Below are 25136 nucleotides of genomic sequence, written 5' to 3' on the forward strand. Positions count from 1 at the left end.
CGACTGTCAGACTCGCGTGCATGGAGAAGATCGACAAGCTGATCGAGCAGGTCAATGCCGGTACACGGGTGAAGTGGCTGCCCTTCTGGGGGCACCGGCCGCGCCCCGACGGCACGCTCGGGCCCAGCTGTCTGAGCCAGTGGTGGCCCGCCCCCTTCACGGTCGGTGACGTCACCTATGCAACCGCCGAGCACTGGATGATGGCGGAGAAGGCCCGGCTGTTCGGGGACGCGGACGCCGAGGCCGCCGCGCTGCGCGCCGCCACTCCGGCGGAGGCCAAGAAGGCCGGGCGGCTGGTGCGGGGCTTCGACGGCGCGATATGGGAGCGCGAGCGCTTCGCCATCGTGGTGACCGGCAGCGTCCACAAGTTTTCGGCCACTCCGGAGCTGATGGGGTACCTGCTGGGCACCGGCGAGCGGGTGCTCGTGGAGGCCTCGCCGATGGACCGCATCTGGGGCATCGGCCTGGCGGCGGACGACGAGCGGGCCCTGGACCCGGCGCGCTGGCGGGGGCTGAACCTGCTGGGGTTCGCCCTGATGGAGGCGCGCGAGCGGCTGCGCTCGGGGGCCGGGGCGCCGACCGCCTGAGCGGCGCCCGCGCGTGAGCCGTGCACGGCCCCCTTCAGGGGTCGCGCCGGGTCAGACCTTCGTCGTGCGCAGGACCTGCTCGGTCGAGTGGGTCGGCCTGCCGGACGGGCCGTCCTCCTGGTCCGGGCCTTCTCGGTCGGTGGCGATGCCGACGAGCAGGAGGGCCACGAACACGACGCCGACCAGGAGGCCGATCGCGCCGAGGATGATCCCGGCCAGCGCCTGGCCGCTGGCGGCGGCCTGGCCGCGCCGGAACCGGCCGCGCGCGATCGCCCCGCAGATCACCGCCGCCAGGCCCAAAGGCAAGCTGACGCAGAAGAACACGAGCGACAGGATGCCCAGCACCATCGCCACCGTGCCGAGCGTGTTGTCCGGCGGGGCCTGCCCCCAGCCGTGCTGGTGCGGATGGCCCGGGTAGGGCATCCCGGGCTGCGGCGCGCCTCCGCCGGGCGGTCCCACGTAGCCGTACGTCGGCGCCCCGACGGCGGCCGGGCCCGCGTACCCGTACGCCGCCGGCGCGGGCGCCGGTGCGGGTGCGGGTGCGGGTGCGGGCGCGGGCGCGGGGTAGCCGTACTGGGGCTGCGCGGGGTAGCCGTACGCGGGCGGGTTGGGCGTCACGTACTGCTGGGGCCGCGGCGGGGTCGGGTGGGCGGGGGTCGGGTACGGCGGGGTGTCCGGGCCGGCGCCGGGCATCGCGGCCATCGTCGGCTGATCGTGCACGGACGGCGTGCCGGGGCCGGACGGCGTGGCGGGGCCGGCGGCGGGCGCGGGCCCGCCCGGCTCCTTGCCGAGCCGGACCTTCGGTTCCTCCGGCGGCGCCCAGGGATCCCGGGACGGTTCCTGCGCGGGTCCCGGATTGTGGTCGGACATCAGTTCAGGCCCCCTCTCCTGCCGCCATGCTACGGGCTCGCCCGCGCCGCCCACCGGCCTGCCTACGATGATCCCGAACAGCCCGAATCCCCTCATCCGGAGGCCCTCGTGTCCGATCTCCACGCGTTCATCGCGGGACTGCCCAAAGCTGAACTGCACGTCCACCACGTCGGTTCGGCCTCTCCCCGCATCGTCGCGGAACTCGCCTCCCGGCACCCCGACTCCAAGGTCCCCACCGATCCCGAGGCGCTCGCCGACTACTTCGTCTTCACCGACTTCGCCCACTTCATCGACGTCTACCTCTCGGTCGTCGACCTGGTGCGCACCCCCGAGGACGTCCGGCTGCTGACCTACGAGGTCGCCCGCGACATGGCCCGGCAGAACATCCGGTACGCCGAACTCACCATCACCCCGTACTCCTCCACCCGCCGCGGCATCGACGAGAAGGCCTTCATGGCCGCCATCGAGGACGCCCGCAAGGCCGCCGAGACCGAACTCGGCGTCGTGCTGCGCTGGTGCTTCGACATCCCCGGCGAGGCCGGCCTGGAGTCCGCGGCCGAGACCGCCCGCCTCGCCATCGACCTGCGCCCCGAGGGCCTGGTCTCCTTCGGGCTCGGCGGTCCCGAGATCGGCGTGCCGCGCCCGCAGTTCAAGCCGTACTTCGACCGGGCGCGCGCCGCCGGCCTGCACAGCGTGCCGCACGCGGGCGAGACCACCGGCCCGGAGACCATCTGGGACGCCATCCGCGAGCTCGGTGCCGTGCGCATCGGCCACGGCACCAGCGCCACCCAGGACCCCGAGCTGCTCGCCTACCTGGCCGAGCACCGGATCGCCCTGGAGGTCTGCCCGACCTCCAACATCGCCACCCGCGCCGTCACCGACCTCGACCGGCACCCCGTCAAGGAGATGGTGGCCGCCGGCGTGCTCGTCACCATCAACAGCGACGACCCGCCGATGTTCGGCAGCGACCTCAACAACGAGTACGCGGTGGCCGCCCGGCTGCTGGACCTGGACGAGCGCGGGCTGGCGCAGCTCGCGAAGAACGCCGTCGAGGCCTCGTTCCTCGACCCGGCGGGCAAGGCCGAACTGGCCGCGGAGATCGACACGTACACCGACGCGTGGCTGGCCCGCTGACGACCGCACAGAATGGGGCCATGCGCACCCTGACGGCCATCGGCCACCGCGGAGATCCTTACGTCGCCCGTGAGAACACCCTGCCCTCGCTGCGTTCGGCGTTCGCGCGCGGCGCGGACGCGGTCGAGGTCGACGTACGGGTGACCCGCGACGGGGTGCCCGTCCTGCTGCACGACGAGGACCTGCACCGGCTGTGGGGGTTCGGGGTGCGGCTGGACGAGATGACCGCCGCCCAGCTGCGCGAGCTGACGGCCGGGCAGGTGCCGACCCTGCGGGAGGCGCTGATGGCCACCGGGGCCGGCCGGGTCATGATCGACCTGCCGGGGGCCGCCCCGGAGGCCGTCCGCACGGTGGTCGGGCTGGTGCGCGAGTGCGGTGCCCGCGAGCGCGCCTCGTACTGCGCGGGCGCCGACACCATGCTCGCCGTCCGGGCCGCCGACCCCGGCGCGGAGATCGCCATGACGTGGACGAGCCTGTGCCCGCCGCGCCGGGTGCTCGTCGAGGCGGTGGCGCCGCGCTGGCTCAACTACCGCTTCGGGCTGGTGAGCCGCGAGCTGACCGACGCGCTGCACGCGGACGGTCTGCTGGTCTCCGCGTGGACGGCGGACACGAAGCGGACCATGCGCCGGCTGATCGCCGCCGGCGTGGACGCGGTCACCACCAACCGGGTCGACGCCCTCGTCGCCGTGCGCGCCGAGTCCGGCCGGTGACGCCGATACCGGTGCTCGCCGCACGGCTGCGGGCGGCGGTCGGCCCGCGGGCCGCCGACCTCGCGCTGGCCCTGCTCGTCCAGGTGGCGGTGACCATTCCGTTCGTGGTCCCCCGGGACCCGGACGCCTCGAAGGCCACCTGGCTGGCGTACGGCCTGACCTCGGTGTCCTCGGTGCCGCTGGTGTGGCGGCGGCGCGCGCCGGTGCTGGTGGCCTTCGGGGTGATAGCGGCGGGCGGGCTGTACCGCTTCACCGTCGACGGGCCGGGGCAGCCGCTGCCGTACGCCGGGCTGGTGGCCTTCTACACGGTGGCGCTGCTGTGCACGGCCCGGGTGCGGTTCACGCTCTGCGCCACCGTGACCGCGGTGGTCGTCGTCTCGGTGGCGCTCAACACCCGGACCGCGATGGAGCTGCTGTTCTCGCTGTTCGTCTTCGGCGCCGCCTACACGCTGGGGCGGCTCCAGCACACCCGGCAGGCCTACCTGGCCGCCATCGAGGACCGCGCGGCGCAGCTGGAGCGCACCCGCCGGATCGAGGCCGAGCAGGCCGCCGCGCGCGAACGCGCCCGCATCGCCCGGGAGATGCACGACATCCTTTCGCACGCCGTCAGCATCATGATCGTGCAGGCGGAGGCCGGGCCGCTGGCCGTACGGCGTGCGCCGGAACGCGCCGAGGCCGCGTTCGAGGCCATCTCCGAGACCGGGCGCGACGCGATGACCCAGCTGCGCCGGATGCTGGGCGTGCTGCGCGCGGAGGACGGCGGCGCGGCGGGAGGCGGGGCGGGTGGGGCCGGCGTCGCGGAGGGCGCCGCCCCGCGCGCGCCGCAGCCCGGGGTCGCCGTGCTGCCGGCGCTGCTGGACCGGGTGCGGCTCGGCGGGCCGCGGGTGCGGTTCGAGGAACGGGGCGAGGTCCGCCCGCTGCCGCCGGCCGTGGACACGACGGTGTACCGGGTGGTGCAGGAGGCGCTGACCAACGTGGTGAAGCACGCGGCGGCCACGACCGTCACCGTGCTGCTCGACCACGGGCCGGGTGAGGTGACGGTGACGGTCACGGACGACGGGCGGGGGCCGCGTACGGACGGCCCGCGTGCGGGGGTCTCCGGCGAGGACGGCCCGCGTGCAGGGGTTCCTGGCGAGGACGGCCCGTGTGCGGGGGTCTCCGGCGAGGACGGCCCGCGTGCGGAGGGCGGAAGGGAGAGCGCGCGTGCGGAGGGCCCGGGAACGGAGCACCCGCGGACGTCGGGTGCCGGCGGCGGTCACGGGCTGATCGGGATCCGCGAGCGGGCGGCCGCCCACGGGGGCACGGCGACGGCCGGGCCGGGCCCCGGCGGCCAGGGCTTCGAGGTGCGGGTGCGGCTTGTAGTGTCGCCGCTGGAGGTGGGGAGTTGACGATCCGTGTGGTGGTGGCCGACGACCAGGAACTGGTGCGCAGCGGCTTCGCGCTGATCCTCGGGGTCCAGGAGGACATCGAGGTGGTCGCGGAGGTGGGCGACGGCGCGGCGGCGGTCGAGGCGGTCCGCCGGCACTCCCCCGACGTGGCGCTGCTGGACATCCGGATGCCGGTGCTGGACGGCATCGAGGCCTGCCGCGCCATCAGCGCGGAGACGGCGTGCCGCACGGTCATGCTGACGACGTTCGACTCGGACGAGTACGTGTACGAAGCGCTGCACGCGGGGGCGAGCGGGTTCCTGCTCAAGGACGTGCGGCGGGACGATCTGGTGCACGCGGTACGGGTGGTGGCGGCCGGGGAGTCGCTGCTGGCTCCCTCGGTGGCGCGCCGGCTGATCGAGGAGTACACGGCGGCGACGGCGCGGCCGGCCGCGGACGCCGCGGTCTCGCAGCGGCTGGAGGTGCTGACCGCGCGCGAACGGGAGACCCTGCTGCACCTGGCCCGCGGGCTGTCGAACGCGGAGATCGCGGCGGCGCTGGTGGTCAGTGAGCACACGGTGAAGACGCATGTGGGGCACGTCCTGGCGAAGCTGGGGCTGCGGGACCGGATCCAGGCGGTGATCTGCGCGTACGAGTCGGGTCTGGTGGCGGCCGGCGCCGTGGGTACTCCCTCCGGAGAGTGAGGTCCGGGCGGGCGTATCCCTCGCGGTGGTGAGTTGTCGTACCGGTGAGGATGGCTCTCGCTGGTGATTCGCGCGACCCCGGCCGGCGAGCACGATGGAGGTCGTCGGGGGGCGAAGGGCCCACCCGGTGACGACACTTCACGGGGGAGCACGGGACATGAACGCACGGATGCGCACGATGGCGGCGGTCGCACTGGTCCTGGGGATCGCGACGGGGCCGGCGATCGGATCGGCGTCGGCCGACCCGGCCGCCCCGGTCGCGGCGGCCGGTTGGTCGGCGGCCGGTACGGCGGCGGCCGCGGCGCCCGGTGCGGCGCCCGGTGCGGCGGCCACGGCGGACGGTGCGGCGGTCGCCGAGCCGGACGCCGGGGTGCTGCGGAGGGCGATCGCGGGGCTGCCGAAGGCCGAGGCCACGGCCGCCCTGGTACGGGTGGGGGGCTCGGGCGGAAGCTGGCGGGGCGGCGCGGGGGTGGCGGATCTGGCCTCCGGGCGCACGGCGGTCGAACAGGGCAGGTTCCGCGCCGGTTCGGTGACCAAGACGTTCACCGCGGCCGTGGTGCTCCAGCTGGCGGCGGAGGGCAGGGTCGACCTGGGCCGGCCGGTGCAGCACTACCTGCCGGGGCTGCTGCCCGATTCCTTCGGGCCGGTGACGGTGCGCCGGCTCCTCAATCACACCAGCGGGATCCAGGCGGCGGACGGGCCCGGCGACTCCTTCGAGGCGCAGTGGGAGCACCGGTTCGACGTGACGGACCCGCGGCGGCAGATCGCCGACGCGGTCGCCAAGGGGCCGGAGTTCGCCCCGGGTACCCGCCAGCACTACCTCAACATCAACTACACGGTGCTCGGCGTGCTGATCGAGGAGCTGACGGGCACGACGTACGAGCAGGCGGTCGCCGAGCGCGTCCTGCGGCCGCTGGGGCTGCGCCACACGTACTTCCCCGGGCGGTACGGGACGCGGATCGCGGGGCCGCACAACCGCGGCTACCAGGCGGTGAAGCGGGCCGACGGCTCCACCGAGCTGCGGGACGTGACCGAGTGGAACAGCTCGGACCGCTGGGCGGCCGGGGACATCATCTCCACCACGGCCGACCTGGAGCGCTTCACGCTGGCGCTGTTCGGCGGCCGGGTCGTGCCGGGGTCCCGGCTGGAGGAGATGTTCACGCTGCCGGGGGTGCCGGACTTCGTCACCGGCAAGCCCGGGCAGCTGACGGCCGGCATGGCGCGGATCGTCCTGCCCGACGGCACCGAGGCCTGGGGCAAGACCGGTGGGCGGCACGGGTACAACACCGCGATAGGCGCGACCCGCGACCTGTCCCGGAGCCTGGTGTACTCGGTCAACGCGACGGACGCGAAGGGCGAGGGGATGAACCCGGTGGCCCTGGGGATCGTCCTGGCCGCCTTCGGCGGGTAGCGGGTGGCCTCGCGGCGGGATCAGAGGCCGACGATGGCGTTCCAGCGCTTCGCGAAGGGCTGGCGTTCCGCGGCGGAGATGTCCCGCGCGATGACGAGGCGCTTGCGCATGTCGTCGTCGGGGAAGATCAGCGGGTCCTCGGCCAGCGCGGCGGTGTCCTCGTCGTCGGAGTCGGCGAGGATGTCGCGGGCGGCCGGGACCGGGCAGACGTAGTTGACCCAGGAGGCCAGCTCCGCCGCGACCTCGGGCTGGTAGTAGTGGTCGACCAGGGCTTCCGCGTTGGCCTTGTGGCGGGCCAGGTTGGGGACCAGCAGGCTCTCCGCCCAGAGTTCGGCGCCCTCTTCGGGGACCACGAACTCGATGTCGGGGTTGTCGGCCTGGAGCTGGATCACGTCGCCGGAGTAGGCCTGGCAGGCGAGCACGTCGCCCGTGGAGAGGTCCTTGATGTAGTCGTTGCCGGTGAATCGGCGGATGTGCTTCGTACGGACCATTTCCTCCACGCGGTCGCACACCCGGTGGAAGTCGTTCTCGGTCCAGCGGGTGACGTCCACCCCGTCCCCCTGCATCAGCAGGGAGAAGGACTCGTCGAGGCCGGAGAGCAGGGTGACCTTGCCCGCCAGTTCCGGCCGCCACAGGTCGGCGGTGGACTTCAGCTCACGGCCCAGCTTCTTGCGGTTGTAGGCGATGCCGGTGATCCCGCACTGCCAGGGCACGGTGTGCAGCCGGCCCTGGTCGAAGGCGGGCGAGCGCAGCTGCGGGTCGAGGTACTTGGCGACGTTCGGCTGCGTCGCGCGGTCCATCTCCTGGGCCCAGCCCAGCCGGACGAAGCGGGCGGCCATCCAGTCGCTGACGACGAGGAGGTCGCGGCCGGTCTCCTGGTGGTTCATCAGGGCCGGGCTGACCTTGCCGAAGAACTCGTCGTTGTCGTTGATCTCCTCGGAGTACCGGACCTGCACGCCGGTGCGGCGCGTGAAGGACTCCAGGGTGGGCCGCTTCGACTCGTCCTCGTCGTCGGTGTCGATGTACAGCGGCCAGTTGGCGAACGAGACGCTCTTGTCCGCCGCCGACCGGTCGGCGGCGGACCGCCGGCCCTCCTCCACGTACGCGGCGGGGACGCCGCAGCCCGTGAGGGCGGCGAGCAGACCCGTCGCGCCGAGGCCGCGCAACGCCGCGCGGCGGGAGATCGTACGTTCAGCGATGCGTTCGGCCATGCCCCCACCCTGGGGTGAATGCCGAGGGGCGGGCAATAGACAGTCTGTCTACTGCCCGCCCCTGACGGGAACGGACTTGGTCAGCCCGGCCGCGATCAGCCGTCGAGCGAGGTCATGACGTGCTTGATGCGGGTGTAGTCCTCGAAGCCGTAGGCGGAGAGGTCCTTGCCGTAGCCGGACTTCTTGTAGCCGCCGTGGGGCATCTCGGCGACGAGCGGGATGTGGGTGTTGATCCACACGCAGCCGAAGTCGAGGTTCTTGGACATGCGCATCGCGAGGGCATGGCTCTTGGTCCACACGGAGGAGGCGAGGGCGTACTCGACGCCGTTCGCGTACTCCAGGGCCTGCGCCTCGTCCGCGAAGGACTGGACGGTGATGACGGGGCCGAAGACCTCGTTCTGGATGATCTCGTCGTCCTGCTTGAGGCCGGAGACGACGGTCGGGGCGTAGAAGTAGCCCTTCTCGCCGACCTGGTGGCCACCCGCCTCGACCTTGGCGTGGGCGGGGAGGCGCTCGATGAAGCCGGAGACCTGCTTGAGCTGGTTCGGGTTGTTCAGCGGGCCGTAGAGGACGTCTTCGTCGTCCGGCTGGCCGGTCTTGGTGTCGGCCGCGGCCTTCGCCAGGGCGGCCACGAACTCGTCGTGGATGGACTCGTGCACCAGGACGCGGGTGGCCGCGGTGCAGTCCTGGCCGGCGTTGAAGTAGCCGGCGACCGCGATGTCCTCGACGGCCTTGGCGAGGTCGGCGTCGCCGAAGACGACGGCGGGGGCCTTGCCGCCGAGCTCCAGGTGGACGCGCTTGACGTCCTTGGAGGCGCTCTCGGCGACCTGCATGCCGGCGCGCACGGAGCCGGTGATGGAGGCCATCGCCGGGACGGGGTGCTCGACCATGGCCTTGCCGGTCTCGCGGTCGCCGCAGATGACGTTGAAGACGCCCTTGGGCAGGACCGAGTCGATGATCTCGGCCATCAGCACGGTGGAGGCCGGGGTGGTGTCGGAGGGCTTGAGCACCACGGTGTTGCCCGCGGCGATCGCCGGCGCGAACTTCCACACGGCCATCATCATCGGGTAGTTCCACGGCGCGACCTGGGCGCAGACGCCGACGGGCTCACGGCGGATGATCGAGGTCATCCCGTCCATGTACTCGCCGGCGGAGCGGCCCTCCAGCATGCGCGCGGCGCCCGCGAAGAAGCGGATCTGGTCGACCATCGGCGGCAGCTCTTCGCTGGCCGTCAGGCCGAGCGGCTTGCCGGTGTTCTCCGACTCCGCGGCGACGAGCTCGTCCGCGCGCGCCTCGAAGGCGTCCGCGATCTTGAGCAGGGCCTTCTGGCGCTCGGCCGGGGTGGTGTCCCGCCAGCCGGGGAAGGCGGCCGCGGCGGCGGCCATGGCCGCGTCGACGTCGGCCTGGCCCGACAGCGGAGCGGTGGCGTACGCCTCGCCGGTGGCGGGGTTGACCACCTCGGTGGTCCGCCCGTCGGCGGCGTCCTTGAACTCCCCGCCGATGTAGTTGCGCAGACGACGCAGTTCGGTGGTCACTACAGCCACTCTCCTGATCACATGTCCAATGGTTGAGACAGTGCCCCAGCCTAGTCCCTTGGGTGATGCTTTCGACAGGGCGGCACCCCACCAACTACGAAATCAGTGAGATCCGATCCTCCGAACAACGAATTTCATCGCTTTCGGGTTGCGGAACTGTCGAGTCCTCGTGCACAGTGAGGTCGTGGTCAGTCGAAGCGCAGATTCCAGGAACAGGCAGACATCCCCTTCGGTCGATGCTGTGTCCCTGGCGATCATCGAGCAACTGCAGGAGGACGGTCGCCGTCCCTACGCAGCGATCGGCAAGGCCGTCGGCCTGTCGGAAGCTGCAGTACGCCAGCGCGTGCAGAAACTGCTCGACCAGGGCGTCATGCAGATCGTCGCCGTCACCGACCCCCTCACCGTGGGCCTGCGACGCCAGGCGATGGTGGGCATCAACGTCGAGGGCGACCTCGATCCGGTGGCCGACGCACTGACCGCGATGGCCGAGTGCGAGTACGTGGTGATGACCGCAGGCTCGTTCGACCTGATGGTGGAGATCGTCTGCGAGGACGACGACCACCTTCTGGAGACGATCAACAAGCGGATCCGTACGCTCCCCGGCGTGCGCTCCACCGAAAGCTTCGTTTACCTGAAGCTGAAGAAGCAGACCTACATGTGGGGAACTCGATAACCGTGAGCCAGGACCTCTCCAAAACCGCGTACGACCACCTGTGGATGCACTTCACCCGCATGTCGTCCTACGAGAACGCACCCGTGCCCACCATCGTGCGCGGTGAGGGCACCTACATCTGGGACGACAAGGGCAAGCGCTACCTCGACGGCCTCGCCGGCCTGTTCGTGGTCAACGCCGGTCACGGCCGCAAGGAACTGGCCGAGGTCGCCTACAAGCAGGCCCAGGAACTCGCGTTCTTCCCCATCTGGTCCTACGCCCACCCCAAGGCCGTGGAGCTCGCCGAGCGTCTGGCGCACTACGCCCCGGGCGACCTGAACAAGGTCTTCTTCACCACCGGTGGCGGCGAGGCCGTCGAGACCGCGTGGAAGCTCGCCAAGCAGTACTTCAAGCTGCAGGGCAAGCACACCAAGTACAAGGTCATCTCGCGTGCGGTCGCCTACCACGGCACCCCGCAGGGCGCCCTCTCCATCACCGGCCTGCCGGCGCTGAAGGCCCCCTTCGAGCCGCTGGTGCCCGGCGCGCACAAGGTGCCGAACACGAACATCTACCGCGCCCCGATCCACGGCGACGACCCCGAGGCCTACGGCCGCTGGTGCGCCGACCAGATCGAGCAGGAGATCCTCTTCGAGGGCGCCGACACCGTCGCCGCCGTCTTCCTGGAGCCGGTGCAGAACGCCGGCGGCTGCTTCCCGCCGCCGCCCGGGTACTTCCAGCGGGTCCGCGAGATCTGCGACCAGTACGACGTCCTGCTCGTCTCGGACGAGACGATCTGCGCGTTCGGCCGTCTGGGCACGATGTTCGCCTGTGACAAGTTCGACTACGTGCCGGACATGATCACCTGCGCCAAGGGCATGACCTCGGGCTACTCCCCGATCGGCGCCTGCATCATCTCGGACCGCCTCGCGGAGCCCTTCTACAAGGGCGACAACACCTTCCTGCACGGCTACACCTTCGGCGGCCACCCGGTGTCCTCCGCGGTGGCGCTGGCCAACCTCGACATCTTCGACAAGGAAGGCCTGAACCAGCACGTGCTGGACCAGGAGGGCAACTTCTTCAACACCCTGAAGAAGCTGCACGACCTGCCGATCGTCGGCGACGTCCGCGGCAACGGCTTCTTCTACGGCATCGAGCTCGTCAAGGACAAGAGCACCAAGGAGTCCTTCACGGACGAGGAGACCGAGCGCGTGCTCTACGGCTTCCTCTCCAAGGCGCTCTTCGAGAACGGCCTCTACTGCCGTGCCGACGACCGCGGCGACCCGGTCATCCAGCTGGCCCCGCCGCTGATCGCCGACCAGGGCACCTTCGACGAGATCGAAGGCATCCTGCGCTCGGTGCTCACCGAGGCGTGGACCAAGCTGTAAGCACCCACACCTCCTCAGGCCCCTGTCCGGCCTGACGAGCCAGGCTCCCCCCGGGACGTTGCGGGTCCCGACGAGCCCATGACGGCCACCCTCACCGCCGTCATGCCACACGGCCCGGATACGCCCGTTCGAGTGAGAACGGGCGCGTCCGGGCCGTGTGCTGTCCCCACTCCCCGGGTCTGTCTCCTTACGGTGCCTCGTGACCGATCGGCCTCGCCTTCGTTCCCCCGGACGGGGGAGCCGGGCAGCGAGTCCGGTCCGCAGTCGATGTGAACCGAGGTGTACGCCATGGTGGCCCCGCCGGACAACGATGTGCTCTGGGCACACGCCCTGCACCACTCCCACCGTGGCTCGCCCGCGCTGACCGCCGTCTCCGTCAGCGTCCGGACAGCCGAGATCCTCGCCCTCACCGGCCCCCGCGGCAGCGGAAAGACCACCCTGCTGCGCTGCCTGTCCGGGCAGCTGCGGCCCGACGAGGGCGAGGTCTGGTTCAACAGCATCCCCGTCCACACGCTGGGCCCCCTCGTACGCGAGCGGCTGCGCCGCGACCGGTTCGGCTGGATCGGCCCCGAACCCCAGCTGATCCCCGAACTCAACGTGTGGGAGAACGCCGCCCTGCCGCTCCTGCTGGCCGGCGCCTCGCACCGCAGCGCCAAGCGTGCCGCCACCGAATGGCTGGACCGGCTCGACATCGGCGCCCACGCCCGTCGCCGCCCCGGCGCCCTCGACCAGGCCGAGGCCCAGCGGGTCGCCCTGGCCCGGGCCCTGGTCGGCCGGCCCGCCGTGGTCTTCGCCGACGAGCCCACCGCGCCCCTGCACCGCGCCGAACGCGCCCAGCTGCTGCGCACCCTGACCACCGCCGCGCGCTCCCACGACATCACCGTGGTCCTCGCCACCCACGACGAGGAGAGCGCCGCGCACGCCGACCGCCGGGTGGCCCTGACCGACGGTCGCCTGGCCGGCGCCGCCGCCCCCGCCGGCGCCGTTCCCCCCGCCGACGCGGAAGGCCACGCCGAGTGCTCGCTCTCCGCCTAGCCCGCGGCTCCCGCCCGCTCGTCCAGCTCCGCCGGCTGCTGGTCGCCGCCGCCTCGGCCGGCACCGGCTTCCTGCTCCTGGCCATCCTGGCCGGGGCCGTGGCCCGCCCCGAGGGCTCCGCGCCCCGGCTGCTGTGGTGCCTGGTGCCGCTCGTCCTCACCGTGCGGTTCGCGGTCGCCGTGGCGCGCACCGACCCCGCCACCGTGACCCGCGAGGGCCTGTCCGCGATGGGCCTGGGACCCGTACGGCTCAGCGTGGTCGCGGCGATCTCGACCGCCGTCGCCTGCGCCCTCGGCAGCTCCGTCGCCCTGCTGCTCTTCCTGCACCTGCGCGGTGACATCGCCGGGCTGCCGTTCGACGGGGCCGCGGCCCGGCTGCTGCACGCGGGCCGGCCCTTCCCGCTGCCCGCCGCCCTCACCCTGCTGGCCCTGGTCCCGCTCGCCGGAGCCCTCGCGGCCGCGCTCGCGCTGCGGCCGCGGACCGCCAGGTCCCCGCAGGAGCTGCTGCCCTGGGGCGTGGCCCTGCTCGCCGCCGGGCTCGCGGTGCTCACCTACGCGGGCCCGCAGACCGCGGGCACCCTGACCGGCTGGTCCCTGACCGCGGCCGGACTGGCACTGGCCGGACCGGCCGTCGTGCACGGCAGCGGCGCCCTGGTCCAGCTGCTGCGGCCGGGCGCGGCGCGGCTGCTGGCCGGCCGGGCCCTGCAAGAGGAGGCCTCCCGGCTGGGCCCGCCGCTCGGCGTGCTGTGCGCGGTCGCCGCGGCAGGGCTCACCGTGCCCGCCCTCCAGGGACGCGTCGAGGCGCCCCTCGGACCGCTGACCGCTCCCGCGGCCGCGCTGGTCGCCCTGTGCGCGGCGGCCACGCTGCTGGTGACGGCCGTCGAGGCCCGACAGGCCCGGGCCGCGACCCGGGAGACGCTGGCGGACCTGGGCGCCCCGAGCCCGGTGCTGCGGACCGCGGCCGCCCTGCGCATCACGGCCCTCCTGCTCGGCTGCGCCCCTCTGACCTGGGCGGTCGCCCGCCTGGCCACGCTCGCCGTGACCCGCTAGGGGGCGCCCCGGAGGCCGCGCCGTAGGGTGACCGGGTGGCCAACCGAGACAGCGCAGACACGCCAGACAACGAGATCGAGACCCTCGCCGAATTCGACCAGGTGGCGGCACGCGGCTCGCTGAGCGGCTACCGCATCCAGTCCGTGAACCTGCTGGAGCGCACCTTCGCCCTGCTCTCGGCGGACACCTCGGCCGCCGTGTTCCTCGGCTGCCCCATGCAGCCCGACGCTGCGACCAAGGTCCGCGGCGACGGCGCCCTCGTCTTCCCGCCCATCCCCGACCTGCCGTTCAACCCGTACCGCGGTCTCCTCTACACCCCCGAGGAACTCTTCGACGGCCTGTCCGCCGGCTACGACGCCACGCCCGACGCCCTCGCGTACGGCTGGTTCCAGGAGACCAAGGCCGACGGCGACGTCTTCTCGTCGATGCTGCGCGCCATCCACGACGACGCGATCTCGGACGCCCTGGACGAGCACCTGGCGGGGCACCGGGTCGTCGGCGTGATGGGCGGGCACTCCATGGCCCGCGGCGGCGAACCGTACGCGGGCGCGGCCCTGCTCGGCCGCACCCTGGCCCGTACGGGGCTCACGGTGGCCACCGGCGGCGGCCCCGGCGCGATGGAGGCCGCCAACCTCGGCGCCTACCTGGCGCCCTTCGACGACGCCGCGCTCCCTGACGCATTGGGCCACCTGGCCGCGACGCCGTCCTTCGCCCCGTCGGTCACCGCGTGGGCGGACGGCGCCTTCGAGGTGCGCAAGCTCTGGCCGGGCGGCGGCGACTCGGTGGGCATCCCCACCTGGTTCTACGGCCACGAGCCGCCGAACGCGTTCGCCGGCCACATCGCCAAGTACTTCGCCAACGCGACCCGCGAGGACGGCCTGCTGGCCCGTTCGAACGCCGGTGTCGTGTTCCTGCCGGGCGCGGCCGGCACCGTCCAGGAGATCTTCGACAACGCGACCCCGAACTACTACGGGTCGCGGGGCGAGCCCACCCCGATGGTGCTGGTGGACCGCGCCCACTGGACGGAGCGCCTGCCCGCCTGGCCGCTCCTCCAGGCGCTGGCCGTGGGCCGGCCCATGGAGTCGCGGATCGCCCTGGTCGACTCCGTGGACGAGGTCCCGGCCGCCCTCGCCGCCCTCTCCTGACCCCGCTCCGGCCACCCGTCCGGGCCCATTCGGGACGAATCAATCGACTCCGAGGCAACTTCGGACCGACTTCGAGGCAACTCAAGGGCTCCTTCTCACGTCTGGCAGAGGTACCGCCCAACCTGCCAGACGTGAACGGAGCCCTCCGGTGCTCATAGGCCTGCTGACCGCCATCGCGGCATCGATCTGCTACGGCACGGGATCCGTCCTGCAAGCCGTCGGGTCCCGCAAGTCCGCCCGCCGCGAGGCGGCCAACGCCGACCAGCGGACCCAGCACGGCGGACCCAGCCTGTCCTCGACCGCGAAGGCGGCGATGACCTGGGAGTTCATCGTCGGCACCGTCCTCGACTTCATCGGTTTCGGCCTCGGCGCGCTGGCCGCCCGCCTGCTGCCCCTCTTCCTCTCCCAGACCGTCATCAGCGCCAACCTGGTCATCACCGCGGTGCTCAGCGTGAAGATGCTCGGCATCCGGCTGACCCGCAGGGAATGGTCGTCCATCGCGACGGTCTGCCTGGCGCTGGTGCTCCTGGCCACCGCGGCGGGCCACGAGGGCGACACCCACGCCCCGATGTCCACGCACTGGTGGCTGCTCGCGATCACCGTGCTGCTGATGGCCGGCGGCACCCTCGCCGTCCGACTGCTCGGCTCCCGCGCCGCGATCCTGGCCGGCCTGCTCTCCGGCCTCGGCTTCGGCGCCCTCGGCGTCGGCGTCCGGATCCTGGGCGGCATCGACCCCTTCGACCCCGTGAAGCTGCTCACCGACCCGGCGCTCTACGCGATCGTGCTGGCCGGCGTCGGCGGCATGTACCTGCACACGGTCGCCCTCCAGATCGGCTCGGTCAACGGCGCCACCGCAGCCCTGGTCGTCGGCGAAACGGTCCTCCCGGGCGCCATCGGCGTCCTCGCCCTGGGCGACGCCTCCCGCCCCGGCTACGCCTGGCTCGCCGTCCTAGGCTTCGCCCTGGCCGTCACCGGCGCAGTGGCCGTCGCCTGGTTCGGCACCCACGACACCCCGGAAACCCCCACCCCGGAACCCGCCCCCACCCTGACCGGCGTCTGAGCCGGCCTTCGAGGCGCGGGAGCCCGGGGGAATCCAGCCCCGCCGGCGTTCGAAGCGCAGGAGCCCGGGGGAATCCAGCCCCGCCGGCGTTCGAAGCGCAGGAGCCCGGGGGAATCCAGCCCCGCCGGCGTTCGAAGCGCAGGAGCCCGGGGGAATCCAGCCCCGCCGGCGTTCGAAGCGCAGGAGCCCGGGGGAATCCAGCCCCGCCGGCGTTTGAGGCGCGGGGGCCCGGGGGCGGAGCCCCCGAAGCGGGGTCCCGGGGCGCAGCCCCGGGCGGCCCGCGCCGCCACGCGGTTCGGGAAGGGGCGGGGTGGGGAAAAACACCCCCCGCTACCCCACCGGCAGGACCACAACCCCCGCCCCACCAAACCGCACGACAACCCGCTCCCCCACCCCCGGCGCCCCCTCCAGAGAACACTCCGCCTCCAGCCCGGGCCGCCCCTCCCCCACCCGCAACGCCACCGCCACGTGCGTCCCCCGGAACGTCCGGGACTCCACCGTGCACGCCAGCCCCTCCCCGGATCCGTGCGCCGGCACGCCCTCCCCGGCTCCCGAACCCGGCCGGCCCTGGCCCGGCCCCAGCAGGACCCCACCCGGCCGCACCAACACCCGGCAGTCCCCGTCCGGCGTGCCCGAGGGCACCGGAATCCGCCCCCACGGCGTCTCCGCGACCCCGTCCGACACAACCCCCGGCACCACGTTGTCGAAGCCCAGGAAGCGGGCCACGAATTCGGACGCCGGCCGCTGCCACACCTCCAGCGGGGTGCCTGCCTGGGCGATCCGCCCGTCCCTCATCACCACCACCCGGTCGGCGAGCGCGAACGCCTCCCCCTGGTCGTGGGTGACGGCGAGCACGGTCGTGCCCAGCCGTGCGAACAGCCCGCGCAGTTCCACCACGAGCCGCTCCCGCAGCCCCCGGTCCAGCTGCCCGAGCGGCTCGTCGAGCATCAGCAGGCGCGGCCTCGGGGCCAGCGCCCGGGCCAGCGCCACCCGCTGCTGCTCGCCGCCCGACAGGGCGGAGACCGCGCGCCGCTGCGCGCCCGGCAGCCCGACCAGCTCCAGCAGCTCCGCGACCCGCCGCTCGCGTCCGGCCCGCCCGACCCCGTGCATGCGCAGCCCGAACGCCACGTTCCCGCCGACGTCGCGCTGCGGGAACAGCTGGTGGTCCTGGAACATCAGGCCGACCCCGCGCCGGTGCACGGGTACGGAAGCCTGGTCCGTACCCCCCAGCAGCACCCGGCCGGCGGCCGGCCGCTGCAGCCCGGCCACCACCCGCAGCAGGGTCGATTTGCCGCTGCCGCTGGGCCCGAGCACGCACACGATCTCGTGCTCGGCCACCGACAGGCCGACGGAGTCGACCACGGGCCGGTCCCCGAAGCGGACGGTGACCCCGTCGAGTTCCAGCAGCGTCATCAGAATTCTCCGGAGGTTCGGTCGGGGCGCAGGCGGTCCAGCACCAGCAGGGACACCGCGCACACCAGCATCAGGATGGTGCTGAGCGCCATCGCCTGCCCGTAGTTGAGTTCGCCGGCCCGGCCCAGCAGCCGTGCCACGGCCACCGGGAGGGTCGGCCGGTCGGGCCGCGCGATGAAGACGGTCGCGCCGAACTCCCCGAGCGAGACGGCGAAGGCGAACCCGGCGGCGACCAGCAGGGCCCGCCGTACCAGCGGCAGGTCCACCTCGCGCCACGCGCGCAGCGGCGACGCTCCGAGCACCGCCGCCGCCTCCCGCAGCCGGCCGTCCACGGCCCGCAGCACGGGCAGCATGGTGCGCACCACGAAGGGCACCCCGACGAGCGCCTGGGCCAGCGGCACCAGGATCCACGAGGTGCGAAGGTCCAGCGGCGGCTCGTCGAGGGTGATCAGGAAGCCGAAGCCGACGGTCACCGCGGACACGCCCAGCGGCAGCATCAGCAGCGCGTCGAAGCCGCGTACCAGCCGGCCGGCGCGCCGGGTGAGGGCGGCGGCCGCGAGCCCGCCGATCAGCAGGGCGATGGCGGTGGCGGCGAGCGCGTACTCCAGGGAGTTCCAGATCGCCTCCAGCGGCGGCACGAGGAACGTCCCGCCGCCCGCTCCCTCGTCCTGGAGCGCCCGGTAGTAGTCCAGTCCGTATCCGCCGGCGGCGTCGAAGGACCGTTCCACCAGGACGCCGATGGGCAGCAGGATCAGCAGGAAGACCGTCAGCAGCACCCCGCCCAGCAGGGCCCGCTGCCCGGCGCCGCGGACCCGGTGCGCGGTCCGCGCCGGGTCCACCAGCCGCAGCGCGCTCTCGCGCCGGCGCACGGTCCGGGCGTGCACGGCCAGGATCGCGCCGACCGCGGCGAACTGCACGAGGGTCAGCACGGCGGCCGTGGGCAGGTCGAGGAGCTGCGCGGTCTGCCGGTAGACCTCCACCTCGAGGGTGGCGTACGCCGGTCCGCCGAGGATCTGGACGACGCCGAAGGAGCTGAACGTGAAGAGGAAGACCATCAGCGCGGCGGCGGCCACCGCGGGGCCGAGCGCGGGCAGCGTCACCCGCCGCCACGCGGCGAACCGGCCGGCGCCGAGCACCCGCGCGGCCTCCTCCTGCCGCGGGTCGAGCTGCGCCCACAGCCCGCCGACGGTGCGGACCACCACGGCGTAGTTGAAGAAGACGTGGGCGAGCAGGATGGCCCACACCGTGGTGTCCAGCCGTACGCCCCACAGTTCGTCGAGCAGTCCGCCCCGGCCGACCAGCGCCAGGAAGGCGGTGCCCACCACGACGGTCGGCAGCACGAAGGGGACCGTGACCACGGCCCGCAGCAGCTGCTTGCCGGGGAACTCGAACCGCGCGAAGACGTACGCGCCCGGCAGCGCGACCAGCAGGGTCAGCGCGGTGGAGGCCAGCGCCTGCCAGGTGGTGAACCACAGCACGTCGGCGATGTCCGGGCGGGCGAGCACCTCGCCGATCCGCCCGAACTGCCATCCGCTCCCGGTCTTGAGCCCGCGGCCGGTGATGGCGGCCACGGGGTACGCGAAGAACAGCCCGAAGAAGACGAGCGGCAGGGCCATCAGGGCCAGCCGGGCGGCCGTGTCCCGGCCGCCCGCCGCACGCTCCTCCTTCGGGCTGTCCCGGCGCGCTACTTCAGGACGAGCGAGGTCCATGCCTTGACCCACTGCTCGCGGTTCTCGGCGATCCGGTCCGCAGGGACGGTCTCCGGCTTGTCGACGACCACCCCGTGCTTCGTGAACAGCTCGGGCAGCGCGGCGCCCTTGACGACCGGGTTCACGAACATGGTGAGCGGCATGTCCTCCTGGAACTTCTTGCCGATCAGGAAGTCGAGGAGCGCCTTGCCGCCGGCCTCGTTCTTCGCGCCGTCCAGCAGACCCGCGAACTCGGTCTGGCGGAAGCAGGTGCCGGTGGCGACGCCGGTCGGCGCCTCCTTGGGCTGCGGCTGCGCGTACAGCACCTCGACCGGCGGGCTGGAGGCGTACGAGACGACCAGCGGCCGGTCACCCTTGGCCTTCTTGCCGCCCGCGGAGCCGGAGAAGCGGTCGTTGTAGGCCTGCTCCCAGCCGTCGACGACCTCGACGCCGTTGGCCTTCAGCTTGCCCCAGTACGTCTCCCAGCCCTGGTCGCCGTACTTGCCGACAGTGGCGAGCAGGAAGCCGAGGCCGGGCGAGGAGGTCGCGGCGTTCTCGACGACGAGCAGGTCCTTGTACGCCGGCTTCACCAGGTCGTCCAGGGTCTGCGGCGGGGCGAGCTTCTTGTCCGCGAAGTACTTCTTGTCGTAGTTGACGCAGATGTCGCCGGAGTCGACGGGCGTGACCCGGTGCTGCGCCTTGTCGAGCTGGTACTGCTCGGGGACCTCGGCCAGGCCCTTCGCCTCGTACGGCGTGAAGATGCCGTGGTCGAGCGCGCGGGAGAGCAGGGTGTTGTCGACGCCGAAGAAGACGTCGCCGCGCGGCGATCCCTTGGTGAGGATCTCCTGGTTGAGCGCCGCGCCGGCGTCGCCGCTCTTGAGGACCTTGACCGTGTAGCCGCTCTCCTTCTCGAACGCCTTCAGCACGGCCGGAGAGGTCGCGAAGGAGTCGTGCGTGACGAGCGTGACGGTCTTCTGCTTCGGCGCGTCGCCGGCGGCGCCGGGCTTCTCCTCGCTGTCACTCCCGCACGCGGCGAGACCGACGGCGGCGAGGGCCACGGCGAGCGCGGTGCCCGCCATCTTCTGGGTGGTGCTCACGGAACATTCCTCCTGGGTTGACCAGGAGAAGACGCGGCCCCGCACCGGCGCTCTGGAGAGCGGACGCCGGGCAGGGCGCAACAGCTTGAGGTGTGTTGACCGAACTTCCTACCCAGAATGACCTGGGCGAGGTTCAGAGGGTCTGCGGGACTGACGGTTCCCGCACTCTCAGCGCTGTGGCGCTCCCCTGTCGGAATATGCAGTTGGTTCGGGCCCAGCGTACCCCGGGCCCGAACCAGCCCTCAGCGCTCGCTGGCGGCCAGCTGTCCGCAGGCTCCGTCGATCTCCTGGCCGCGGGTGTCGCGGACGGTGACCGGCACGCCGTGGCGGGCGATGGCGTCGACGAAGGCGCGCTCGTCCTCGGGACGGGAGGCCGTCCACTTGGAGCCCGGGGTCGGGTTCAGCGGGATCAGGTTGACGTGGACGCGCTTGCCCTTGAGGAGGCGGCCGAGCAGGTCGCCGCGCCAGGCCTGGTCGTTGATGTCGCGGATCAGGGCGTACTCGATGGAGATCCGGCGGCCGGACTTCTCGGCGTACTCCCAGGCCGCATCGAGGACCTCGCGGACCTTCCAGCGGGTGTTCACGGGCACGAGGGTGTCGCGCAGCTCGTCGTCGGGGGCGTGCAGCGAGACGGCGAGGCGGCACTTGAAGCCCTCGTCGGCGAAGCGCAGCATGGCCGGGACCAGGCCGACGGTGGACACCGTGATCCCGCGCTGCGACAGGCCCAGGCCGTCGGGCTCGGGGTCGGTGAGGCGGCGGATGGCGCCGACGACCCGCTTGTAGTTGGCGAGCGGCTCGCCCATGCCCATGAAGACGATGTTGGACAGACGCGCCGGGCCGCCGGGGACCTCGCCGTCGCGCAGGGCGCGCATGCCGTCGACGATCTGGTGCACGATCTCGGCGGTGGACAGGTTGCGGTCCAGGCCCGCCTGGCCGGTGGCGCAGAACGGGCAGTTCATGCCGCAGCCGGCCTGCGAGGAGATGCACATGGTGACCCGGTCGGGGTAGCGCATCAGGACGGACTCGACGAGCGTGCCGTCGTGCAGCTTCCACAGGGTCTTGCGAGTGGTGTCGTCGTCGCACGAGATGTGCCGCATGACGGACATCAGGTCGGGGAGCAGTGCCTCGCGGAGCTTCTCGCGGGACCCGGCCGGGATGTCGGTCCACTCGGCCGGGTCGTGCGCGTAGCGCGCGAAGTAGTGCTGGGAGAGCTGCTTGGCGCGGAACGGCTTCTCGCCGATCTCGGCCACGGCCTCGCGGCGCTCGGTGGGCGACAGGTCGGCCAGGTGGCGCGGGGGCTTCTTGGCTCCGCGGGGCGCGACAAAGGTGAGCTCGCCCGGGACGGGACGGGGGGCCATGAAGGTACTCCTCGGTACGACGAGGCCTGGGCGCGCCTGCGCGGGACGCGCAGCGGACAGTGGCTCGACCGGGAGCCGGGAAGACCTCAGAGGTCCGTCCGCGCGGTCGCGGGACGGAAAAGGCGCGCCACTCGCGAGTGACGCGCCCTTCAGGATAACCCGTACCGCCCCAAAGCTGCCGAGGCCGGCTGTTCGTGCAGGTCAGCCCGTTCCGACAAAGGCCGCCAGGAGCAGCCAGACCACCGGGGCGGTCGGCAGGAGCGAGTCCAGCCGGTCCATGATCCCGCCGTGTCCGGGGAGCAGCGTCCCCATGTCCTTGATGCCGAGGTCCCGCTTGATCATCGACTCGCCGAGGTCACCCAGCGTGGCGCTGACCGCGACGGCGAGGCCGAGGATCAGGCCCTGCCACCAGACGCCGCCGTCGATGAGGAACTCCATGCACAGCGCGCCGGCTCCCATCGCGAAGGCCACGGCGCCGAACAGGCCCTCGCGGGTCTTTCCGGGGCTGATGCGCGGGGCGAGCTTGTGCTTGCCGAAGCGCCAGCCGACCGCGTACGCCCCGGTGTCGCTGACGACGGTGAGCACCAGGAAGGTGACCACGCGCTGCGGGCCGTCGTCGGCCCTCAGCAGCATCGCCACGAAGGTCGCCAGGAACGGCACGTAGAACGCCGCGAAGACGCCCGCGGTGACGTCCTTGAGGTAGCCCTCGGGCGGCTCGGTCATCCGCCAGACGAGCACGGCGAGCGCGGTGAGGGCCATGGCGACCCAGGCGCCCTCGGCACCCCGGAGGTAGCCGGCGACGACCATCGCCGCACCGCCGACCGCGAGGGGCACCAGCGGCGCCTTGATCTGCTTGCGTTCGGCCAGCCGGGAGGTCAGCTCCCACAGGCCGACGACCACCGCGACGGCGATGACGCCGACGAAGACCGCCTTCACGATGAACAGCGAGGCGAAGATGACCGCGCCGAGGCCGACGCCGACCCCTATGGCGGCACGCAGATCCCGCCCCGCGCGCTTCTTCTGCGGCGGCTGCGAGGCCTGGGGCGCCTGCGGTGGGGGCGGCATGGACATGGGCTCCTGCGGCGGCGTCTCGTCGCGGAACAGGGGGCCGCCCGTCTGGGCGGCCCCCCGGTCGCGTGCTTCCTGGTCTGCGAAGCGGTCGTGCACGAGGGACAGGGGCCGCGTGTGCGGGCCCTCCTGCGCATCGTATGCGGGACCCGCCGGAACCGGCTCCGGGACAGGCCCCTGGTCGGACGGCAGCCGAACGCCGGAGTATCCGGCGCCCGGCGAGGCCCCCCAGGGAGAGTCGTTCATCAGACCTCGAGCAGCTCGGCTTCCTTGTGCTTGAGCAGCTCGTCCACCTGGGCGACGTACTTCGCGGTGGTGTCGTCGAGCTCCTTCTCCGCGCGGCGCACCTCGTCCTCGCCGGACTCCTTGTCCTTGACGAGCTTGTCGAGGGCGTCCTTCGCCTTGCGGCGGATGGAGCGGATCGAGACCTTGGAGTCCTCGCCCTTGGTGCGGGCGACCTTGATGTACTCCTTGCGGCGGTCCTGCGTCAGCTCGGGGAAGGTCACCCGGATGATATTGCCGTCGTTGCTGGGGTTGACGCCCAGGTCGGAGTCCCGGATGGCCTGCTCGATGTTGCGCAGGGCGCTCTTGTCGAACGGGGTCACCACGGCCATGCGCGGCTCGGGCACCGAGAAGGACGCGAGCTGGTTGATGGGCGTGATGGCGCCGTAGTAGTCAGCCACGATCTTGTTGAACATCGCCGGGTGCGCACGGCCGGTGCGGATCGCGGCGAAGTCCTCCTTGGCGACCACGACGGCCTTCTCCATCTTCTCCTCGGCCTCGAGGAGGATTTCTTCGATCACCACGTGCTCCTGCATGTCTTGAGTGGATGGTTCGGGCGGTGCGGGGCGGGCGGGACCGGAGGATCAGGCCCGGGTGCCCTGGTCGCTCACCAGCGTGCCGATCTTCTCACCCTTGACGGCGCGAGCGATATTGCCCTCCGCGAGCAGCTCGAAGACGAGGATCGGCAGCTTGTTGTCACGGCACAGCGTGATGGCGGTGGCGTCGGCGACCTTGAGGTCGCGGGAGAGCACCTCGCCGTACTCGAGCGCGTCGAACTTCACCGCGTCCGGGTTGGTCTTCGGGTCGGAGTCGTAGACCCCGTCCACGCCGTTCTTGCCCATGAGGAGCGCCTCGGCGTCGATCTCGAGGGCCCGCTGGGCGGCGGTGGTGTCGGTCGAGAAGTACGGCATGCCCATGCCCGCGCCGAAGATCACGACGCGTCCCTTCTCAAGGTGGCGCACCGCACGCAGCGGGATGTACGGCTCCGCGACCTGACCCATGGTGATGGCGGTCTGGACACGGGAGTCGATGCCTTCCTTCTCCAGGAAGTCCTGGAGGGCCAGGCAGTTCATGACCGTGCCGAGCATGCCCATGTAGTCGGACCGGGCCCGGTCCATGCCGCGCTGCTGCAGCTCGGCGCCGCGGAAGAAGTTGCCGCCGCCGATGACGATCGCGATCTCCGCGCCGTCACGGACCACGGCCGCGATCTCACGGGCGATGGCGTGCACGACGTCGGGGTCGACGCCCAGCCCGCCGCCGCCTGAGAAGGCTTCGCCGGACAGCTTCAGCATGAAGCGGCGACCCTTCTTCTCGTGGTCGCTCTTGTCGTCGGAAGCGGTGTGGGGGTCCACGCCCTGATTCATGGAGATCTCCTCGTGCACATACGAAGAAGGCCATTGCCGGTGGGTCCTTGCGGTTCCCTCTGCGGCAATGGCCTCCTCGTCAGATCTGCGGTCGTCCTGCGCGAACGCGGACGACTGCCTCAGACCCTACCGGGGTCCGGTGTCCGTCGCGTACGGACGGACTCAGATGCCGACCTTGATGCGCGCGAAGCGCTTCAGGGTGACGCCGGCCTCGTCCAGGATCTGCTGGACGGACTTCTTGTTGTCCAGCGCGTACGGCTGGCCCAGGAGGGTGGCGTCCTTGAAGAAGCCGTTGAGGCGACCCTCGACGATCTTCGGGAGCGCGGCCTCGGGCTTGCCCTCGGCGCGGGTGGTCTCCTCGGCGACGCGACGCTCGGACTCGACGACCTCGGCCGGGACGTCCTCCTTGGAGAGGTACTTCGGCGCGAAGGCGGCGATGTGCTGCGCGATGCCGCGAGCGATGTCGCTGTCCTTGTCGAGCTCGACCAGAACACCGATCTGCGGGGGCAGGTCGGGCATGGTGCGGTGCATGTACGCGGTGACGAAGCCGTCGCCGTAGTACGCGAAGCGGTCCAGGACGATCTTCTCGCCCAGGTTGGCGTTGGCCTCGTCCACGAACGCCTGGACGGTCTTGCCGGCCTCGATCTCGGAGGCGAGCAGGGCCTCGATGTCGGCGGGCTTGGTGGCCGCGACGTGCTCGGCGATCGTGTTGGCGACGGCCTGGAACTTGTCACCCTTGGCGACGAAGTCCGTCTCGCACTTCAGCTCGACGATGACACCGGAGGTGTTGTCGTCGGCGATGAGGGAGACAACGGCACCGTTCTCGGCAGAACGGCCTTCGCGCTTGGCGACGCCCTTCTGACCCTTGATGCGCAGGGCCTCGACGGCCTTGTCGACGTCGCCGTCGGACTCGACCAGGGCCTTCTTGCAGTCCATCATGCCGGCGCCGGTGAGCTCGCGGAGCTTCTTGACGTCAGCGGCGGTGTAGTTCGCCATGAGTCTGTGATTCTC

At 72.2% G+C, this 25136-nt stretch carries 23 protein-coding genes; 12 read left to right on the forward strand and 11 right to left on the reverse strand.

Going from position 1 to position 25136, the window contains the following annotated elements:
- Positions 1-20 precede the first annotated feature (20 nt).
- A complete protein-coding gene (locus tag OG764_RS11185) occupies positions 21-587 on the forward strand; it encodes an NADAR family protein (RefSeq protein WP_328968276.1) in 567 nt (188 codons plus the stop codon).
- A 51-nt stretch (positions 588-638) separates the two neighbouring features.
- On the opposite strand, the gene OG764_RS11190 is transcribed toward OG764_RS11185, so the two are convergent.
- Positions 639-1457, reverse strand: a complete 819-nt coding sequence (locus OG764_RS11190; RefSeq protein WP_328968277.1) for a DUF4190 domain-containing protein — start codon at positions 1455-1457, stop codon at positions 639-641.
- A gap of 108 nt (positions 1458-1565) precedes the next feature.
- Here OG764_RS11190 and OG764_RS11195 point away from each other — a divergent pair, with 108 nt between their 5' ends.
- From OG764_RS11195 to OG764_RS11215, 5 genes are all read left to right on the forward strand, one after another.
- On the forward strand, positions 1566-2591 hold the full coding sequence (locus tag OG764_RS11195) for an adenosine deaminase (protein WP_328968278.1): 1026 nt from the start codon (positions 1566-1568) through the stop codon (positions 2589-2591).
- Positions 2592-2611: 20 nt separating this feature from the next.
- Positions 2612-3301 carry a glycerophosphodiester phosphodiesterase gene (locus OG764_RS11200; RefSeq protein WP_328968279.1) on the forward strand — a complete coding sequence of 230 codons (690 nt, stop codon included), beginning with the start codon at positions 2612-2614 and terminating at the stop codon, positions 3299-3301.
- A complete protein-coding gene (locus tag OG764_RS11205) occupies positions 3298-4689 on the forward strand; it encodes a sensor histidine kinase (protein WP_443055891.1) in 1392 nt (463 codons plus the stop codon). The genes OG764_RS11200 and OG764_RS11205 overlap by 4 nt, the downstream gene beginning before the upstream one ends.
- Positions 4686-5372: a response regulator transcription factor gene (locus OG764_RS11210; RefSeq protein ID WP_328968280.1), complete on the forward strand. Its 687-nt coding sequence runs from the start codon at positions 4686-4688 to the stop codon at positions 5370-5372. The genes OG764_RS11205 and OG764_RS11210 overlap by 4 nt, the downstream gene beginning before the upstream one ends.
- A gap of 157 nt (positions 5373-5529) precedes the next feature.
- Positions 5530-6783 (forward strand): serine hydrolase domain-containing protein, encoded by a 1254-nt coding sequence (locus OG764_RS11215; RefSeq protein WP_328968281.1) that lies wholly within the window; start codon positions 5530-5532, stop codon positions 6781-6783.
- Between the two features lie 20 nt (positions 6784-6803).
- Here OG764_RS11215 and OG764_RS11220 read toward each other — a convergent pair whose 3' ends face one another.
- Both OG764_RS11220 and OG764_RS11225 read right to left on the reverse strand, forming a co-directional pair.
- Positions 6804-7994 carry an ABC transporter substrate-binding protein gene (locus OG764_RS11220; protein ID WP_328968282.1) on the reverse strand — a complete coding sequence of 397 codons (1191 nt, stop codon included), beginning with the start codon at positions 7992-7994 and terminating at the stop codon, positions 6804-6806.
- Between the two features lie 95 nt (positions 7995-8089).
- Complete coding sequence (locus OG764_RS11225; protein WP_328968283.1) at positions 8090-9529, reverse strand: gamma-aminobutyraldehyde dehydrogenase; 1440 nt, start codon at positions 9527-9529, stop codon at positions 8090-8092.
- A gap of 169 nt (positions 9530-9698) precedes the next feature.
- Here OG764_RS11225 and OG764_RS11230 point away from each other — a divergent pair, with 169 nt between their 5' ends.
- The 6 genes from OG764_RS11230 (at position 9699) to OG764_RS11255 (ending at position 15855) form a co-directional block, all read left to right on the forward strand.
- Positions 9699-10202, forward strand: coding sequence for an Lrp/AsnC family transcriptional regulator (locus OG764_RS11230; RefSeq protein ID WP_328968284.1), 504 nt, complete (start codon positions 9699-9701; stop codon positions 10200-10202).
- The gene (locus OG764_RS11235) at positions 10187-11566 is read left to right on the forward strand and encodes an aspartate aminotransferase family protein (protein WP_328968285.1); all 1380 of its coding nucleotides are present in this window, start codon (positions 10187-10189) and stop codon (positions 11564-11566) included. The genes OG764_RS11230 and OG764_RS11235 overlap by 16 nt, the downstream gene beginning before the upstream one ends.
- A gap of 288 nt (positions 11567-11854) precedes the next feature.
- Entirely contained in the window at positions 11855-12601 is a 747-nt protein-coding gene (locus tag OG764_RS11240) for an ABC transporter ATP-binding protein (protein ID WP_328968286.1), read from the forward strand.
- On the forward strand, positions 12583-13650 hold the full coding sequence (locus OG764_RS11245) for a hypothetical protein (protein WP_328968287.1): 1068 nt from the start codon (positions 12583-12585) through the stop codon (positions 13648-13650). The genes OG764_RS11240 and OG764_RS11245 overlap by 19 nt, the downstream gene beginning before the upstream one ends.
- Before the next feature lie 35 nt (positions 13651-13685).
- Positions 13686-14795 carry an LOG family protein gene (locus OG764_RS11250; protein ID WP_328968288.1) on the forward strand — a complete coding sequence of 370 codons (1110 nt, stop codon included), beginning with the start codon at positions 13686-13688 and terminating at the stop codon, positions 14793-14795.
- Positions 14796-14943: 148 nt separating this feature from the next.
- On the forward strand, positions 14944-15855 hold the full coding sequence (locus OG764_RS11255) for a hypothetical protein (protein WP_328968289.1): 912 nt from the start codon (positions 14944-14946) through the stop codon (positions 15853-15855).
- A 330-nt stretch (positions 15856-16185) separates the two neighbouring features.
- Here the strand turns inward: OG764_RS11255 and OG764_RS11260 are convergent, their stop codons facing one another.
- The 8 genes from OG764_RS11260 to tsf all read right to left on the reverse strand — a co-directional run bounded on the left by OG764_RS11260 (position 16186) and on the right by tsf (position 25121).
- A complete protein-coding gene (locus OG764_RS11260; RefSeq protein ID WP_328968290.1) occupies positions 16186-17268 on the reverse strand; it encodes an ABC transporter ATP-binding protein in 1083 nt (360 codons plus the stop codon).
- Complete coding sequence (locus tag OG764_RS11265) at positions 17268-18884, reverse strand: ABC transporter permease (RefSeq protein WP_328972950.1); 1617 nt, start codon at positions 18882-18884, stop codon at positions 17268-17270. The genes OG764_RS11260 and OG764_RS11265 overlap by 1 nt, the downstream gene beginning before the upstream one ends.
- A gap of 68 nt (positions 18885-18952) precedes the next feature.
- Positions 18953-20053 (reverse strand): thiamine ABC transporter substrate-binding protein, encoded by a 1101-nt coding sequence (locus tag OG764_RS11270; protein ID WP_328968291.1) that lies wholly within the window; start codon positions 20051-20053, stop codon positions 18953-18955.
- 242 nt (positions 20054-20295) lie between these two features.
- A complete protein-coding gene (rlmN, locus tag OG764_RS11275) occupies positions 20296-21411 on the reverse strand; it encodes a 23S rRNA (adenine(2503)-C(2))-methyltransferase RlmN (protein ID WP_328968292.1) in 1116 nt (371 codons plus the stop codon).
- Positions 21412-21612: 201 nt separating this feature from the next.
- Positions 21613-22725, reverse strand: coding sequence for a phosphatidate cytidylyltransferase (locus tag OG764_RS11280; protein WP_328968293.1), 1113 nt, complete (start codon positions 22723-22725; stop codon positions 21613-21615).
- Complete coding sequence (frr, locus tag OG764_RS11285) at positions 22725-23282, reverse strand: ribosome recycling factor (protein ID WP_328972951.1); 558 nt, start codon at positions 23280-23282, stop codon at positions 22725-22727. Before frr ends, OG764_RS11280 begins: the two co-directional genes overlap by 1 nt.
- A gap of 63 nt (positions 23283-23345) precedes the next feature.
- A complete protein-coding gene (pyrH, locus tag OG764_RS11290; protein WP_328968294.1) occupies positions 23346-24125 on the reverse strand; it encodes a UMP kinase in 780 nt (259 codons plus the stop codon).
- A 162-nt stretch (positions 24126-24287) separates the two neighbouring features.
- Positions 24288-25121, reverse strand: a complete 834-nt coding sequence (tsf, locus tag OG764_RS11295; protein ID WP_328968295.1) for a translation elongation factor Ts — start codon at positions 25119-25121, stop codon at positions 24288-24290.
- Between the last annotated feature and the right edge of the window lie 15 nt (positions 25122-25136).

Source organism: Streptomyces sp. NBC_00239, assembly GCF_036194065.1.
Classification (GTDB): domain Bacteria; phylum Actinomycetota; class Actinomycetes; order Streptomycetales; family Streptomycetaceae; genus Streptomyces.

Bases quoted from the DNA above. Each gene is read 5' to 3' on its own strand.
- OG764_RS11185 (WP_328968276.1), top strand. From the start codon at position 21: ATGGAGAAGATCGACAAGCTGATCGAGCAGGTCAATGCCGGTACACGG.
- OG764_RS11190 (WP_328968277.1), bottom strand. From the start codon at position 1,457: ATGTCCGACCACAATCCGGGACCCGCGCAGGAACCGTCCCGGGATCCC.
- OG764_RS11200 (WP_328968279.1), top strand. From the start codon at position 2,612: ATGCGCACCCTGACGGCCATCGGCCACCGCGGAGATCCTTACGTCGCC.
- OG764_RS11215 (WP_328968281.1), top strand. From the start codon at position 5,530: ATGAACGCACGGATGCGCACGATGGCGGCGGTCGCACTGGTCCTGGGG.
- OG764_RS11220 (WP_328968282.1), bottom strand. From the start codon at position 7,994: ATGGCCGAACGCATCGCTGAACGTACGATCTCCCGCCGCGCGGCGTTG.
- OG764_RS11240 (WP_328968286.1), top strand. From the start codon at position 11,855: ATGGTGGCCCCGCCGGACAACGATGTGCTCTGGGCACACGCCCTGCAC.
- OG764_RS11260 (WP_328968290.1), bottom strand. From the start codon at position 17,268: ATGACGCTGCTGGAACTCGACGGGGTCACCGTCCGCTTCGGGGACCGG.
- OG764_RS11265 (WP_328972950.1), bottom strand. From the start codon at position 18,884: ATGGCCCTGCCGCTCGTCTTCTTCGGGCTGTTCTTCGCGTACCCCGTG.
- rlmN (WP_328968292.1), bottom strand. From the start codon at position 21,411: ATGGCCCCCCGTCCCGTCCCGGGCGAGCTCACCTTTGTCGCGCCCCGC.
- OG764_RS11280 (WP_328968293.1), bottom strand. From the start codon at position 22,725: ATGAACGACTCTCCCTGGGGGGCCTCGCCGGGCGCCGGATACTCCGGC.
- pyrH (WP_328968294.1), bottom strand. From the start codon at position 24,125: ATGAATCAGGGCGTGGACCCCCACACCGCTTCCGACGACAAGAGCGAC.
- tsf (WP_328968295.1), bottom strand. From the start codon at position 25,121: ATGGCGAACTACACCGCCGCTGACGTCAAGAAGCTCCGCGAGCTCACC.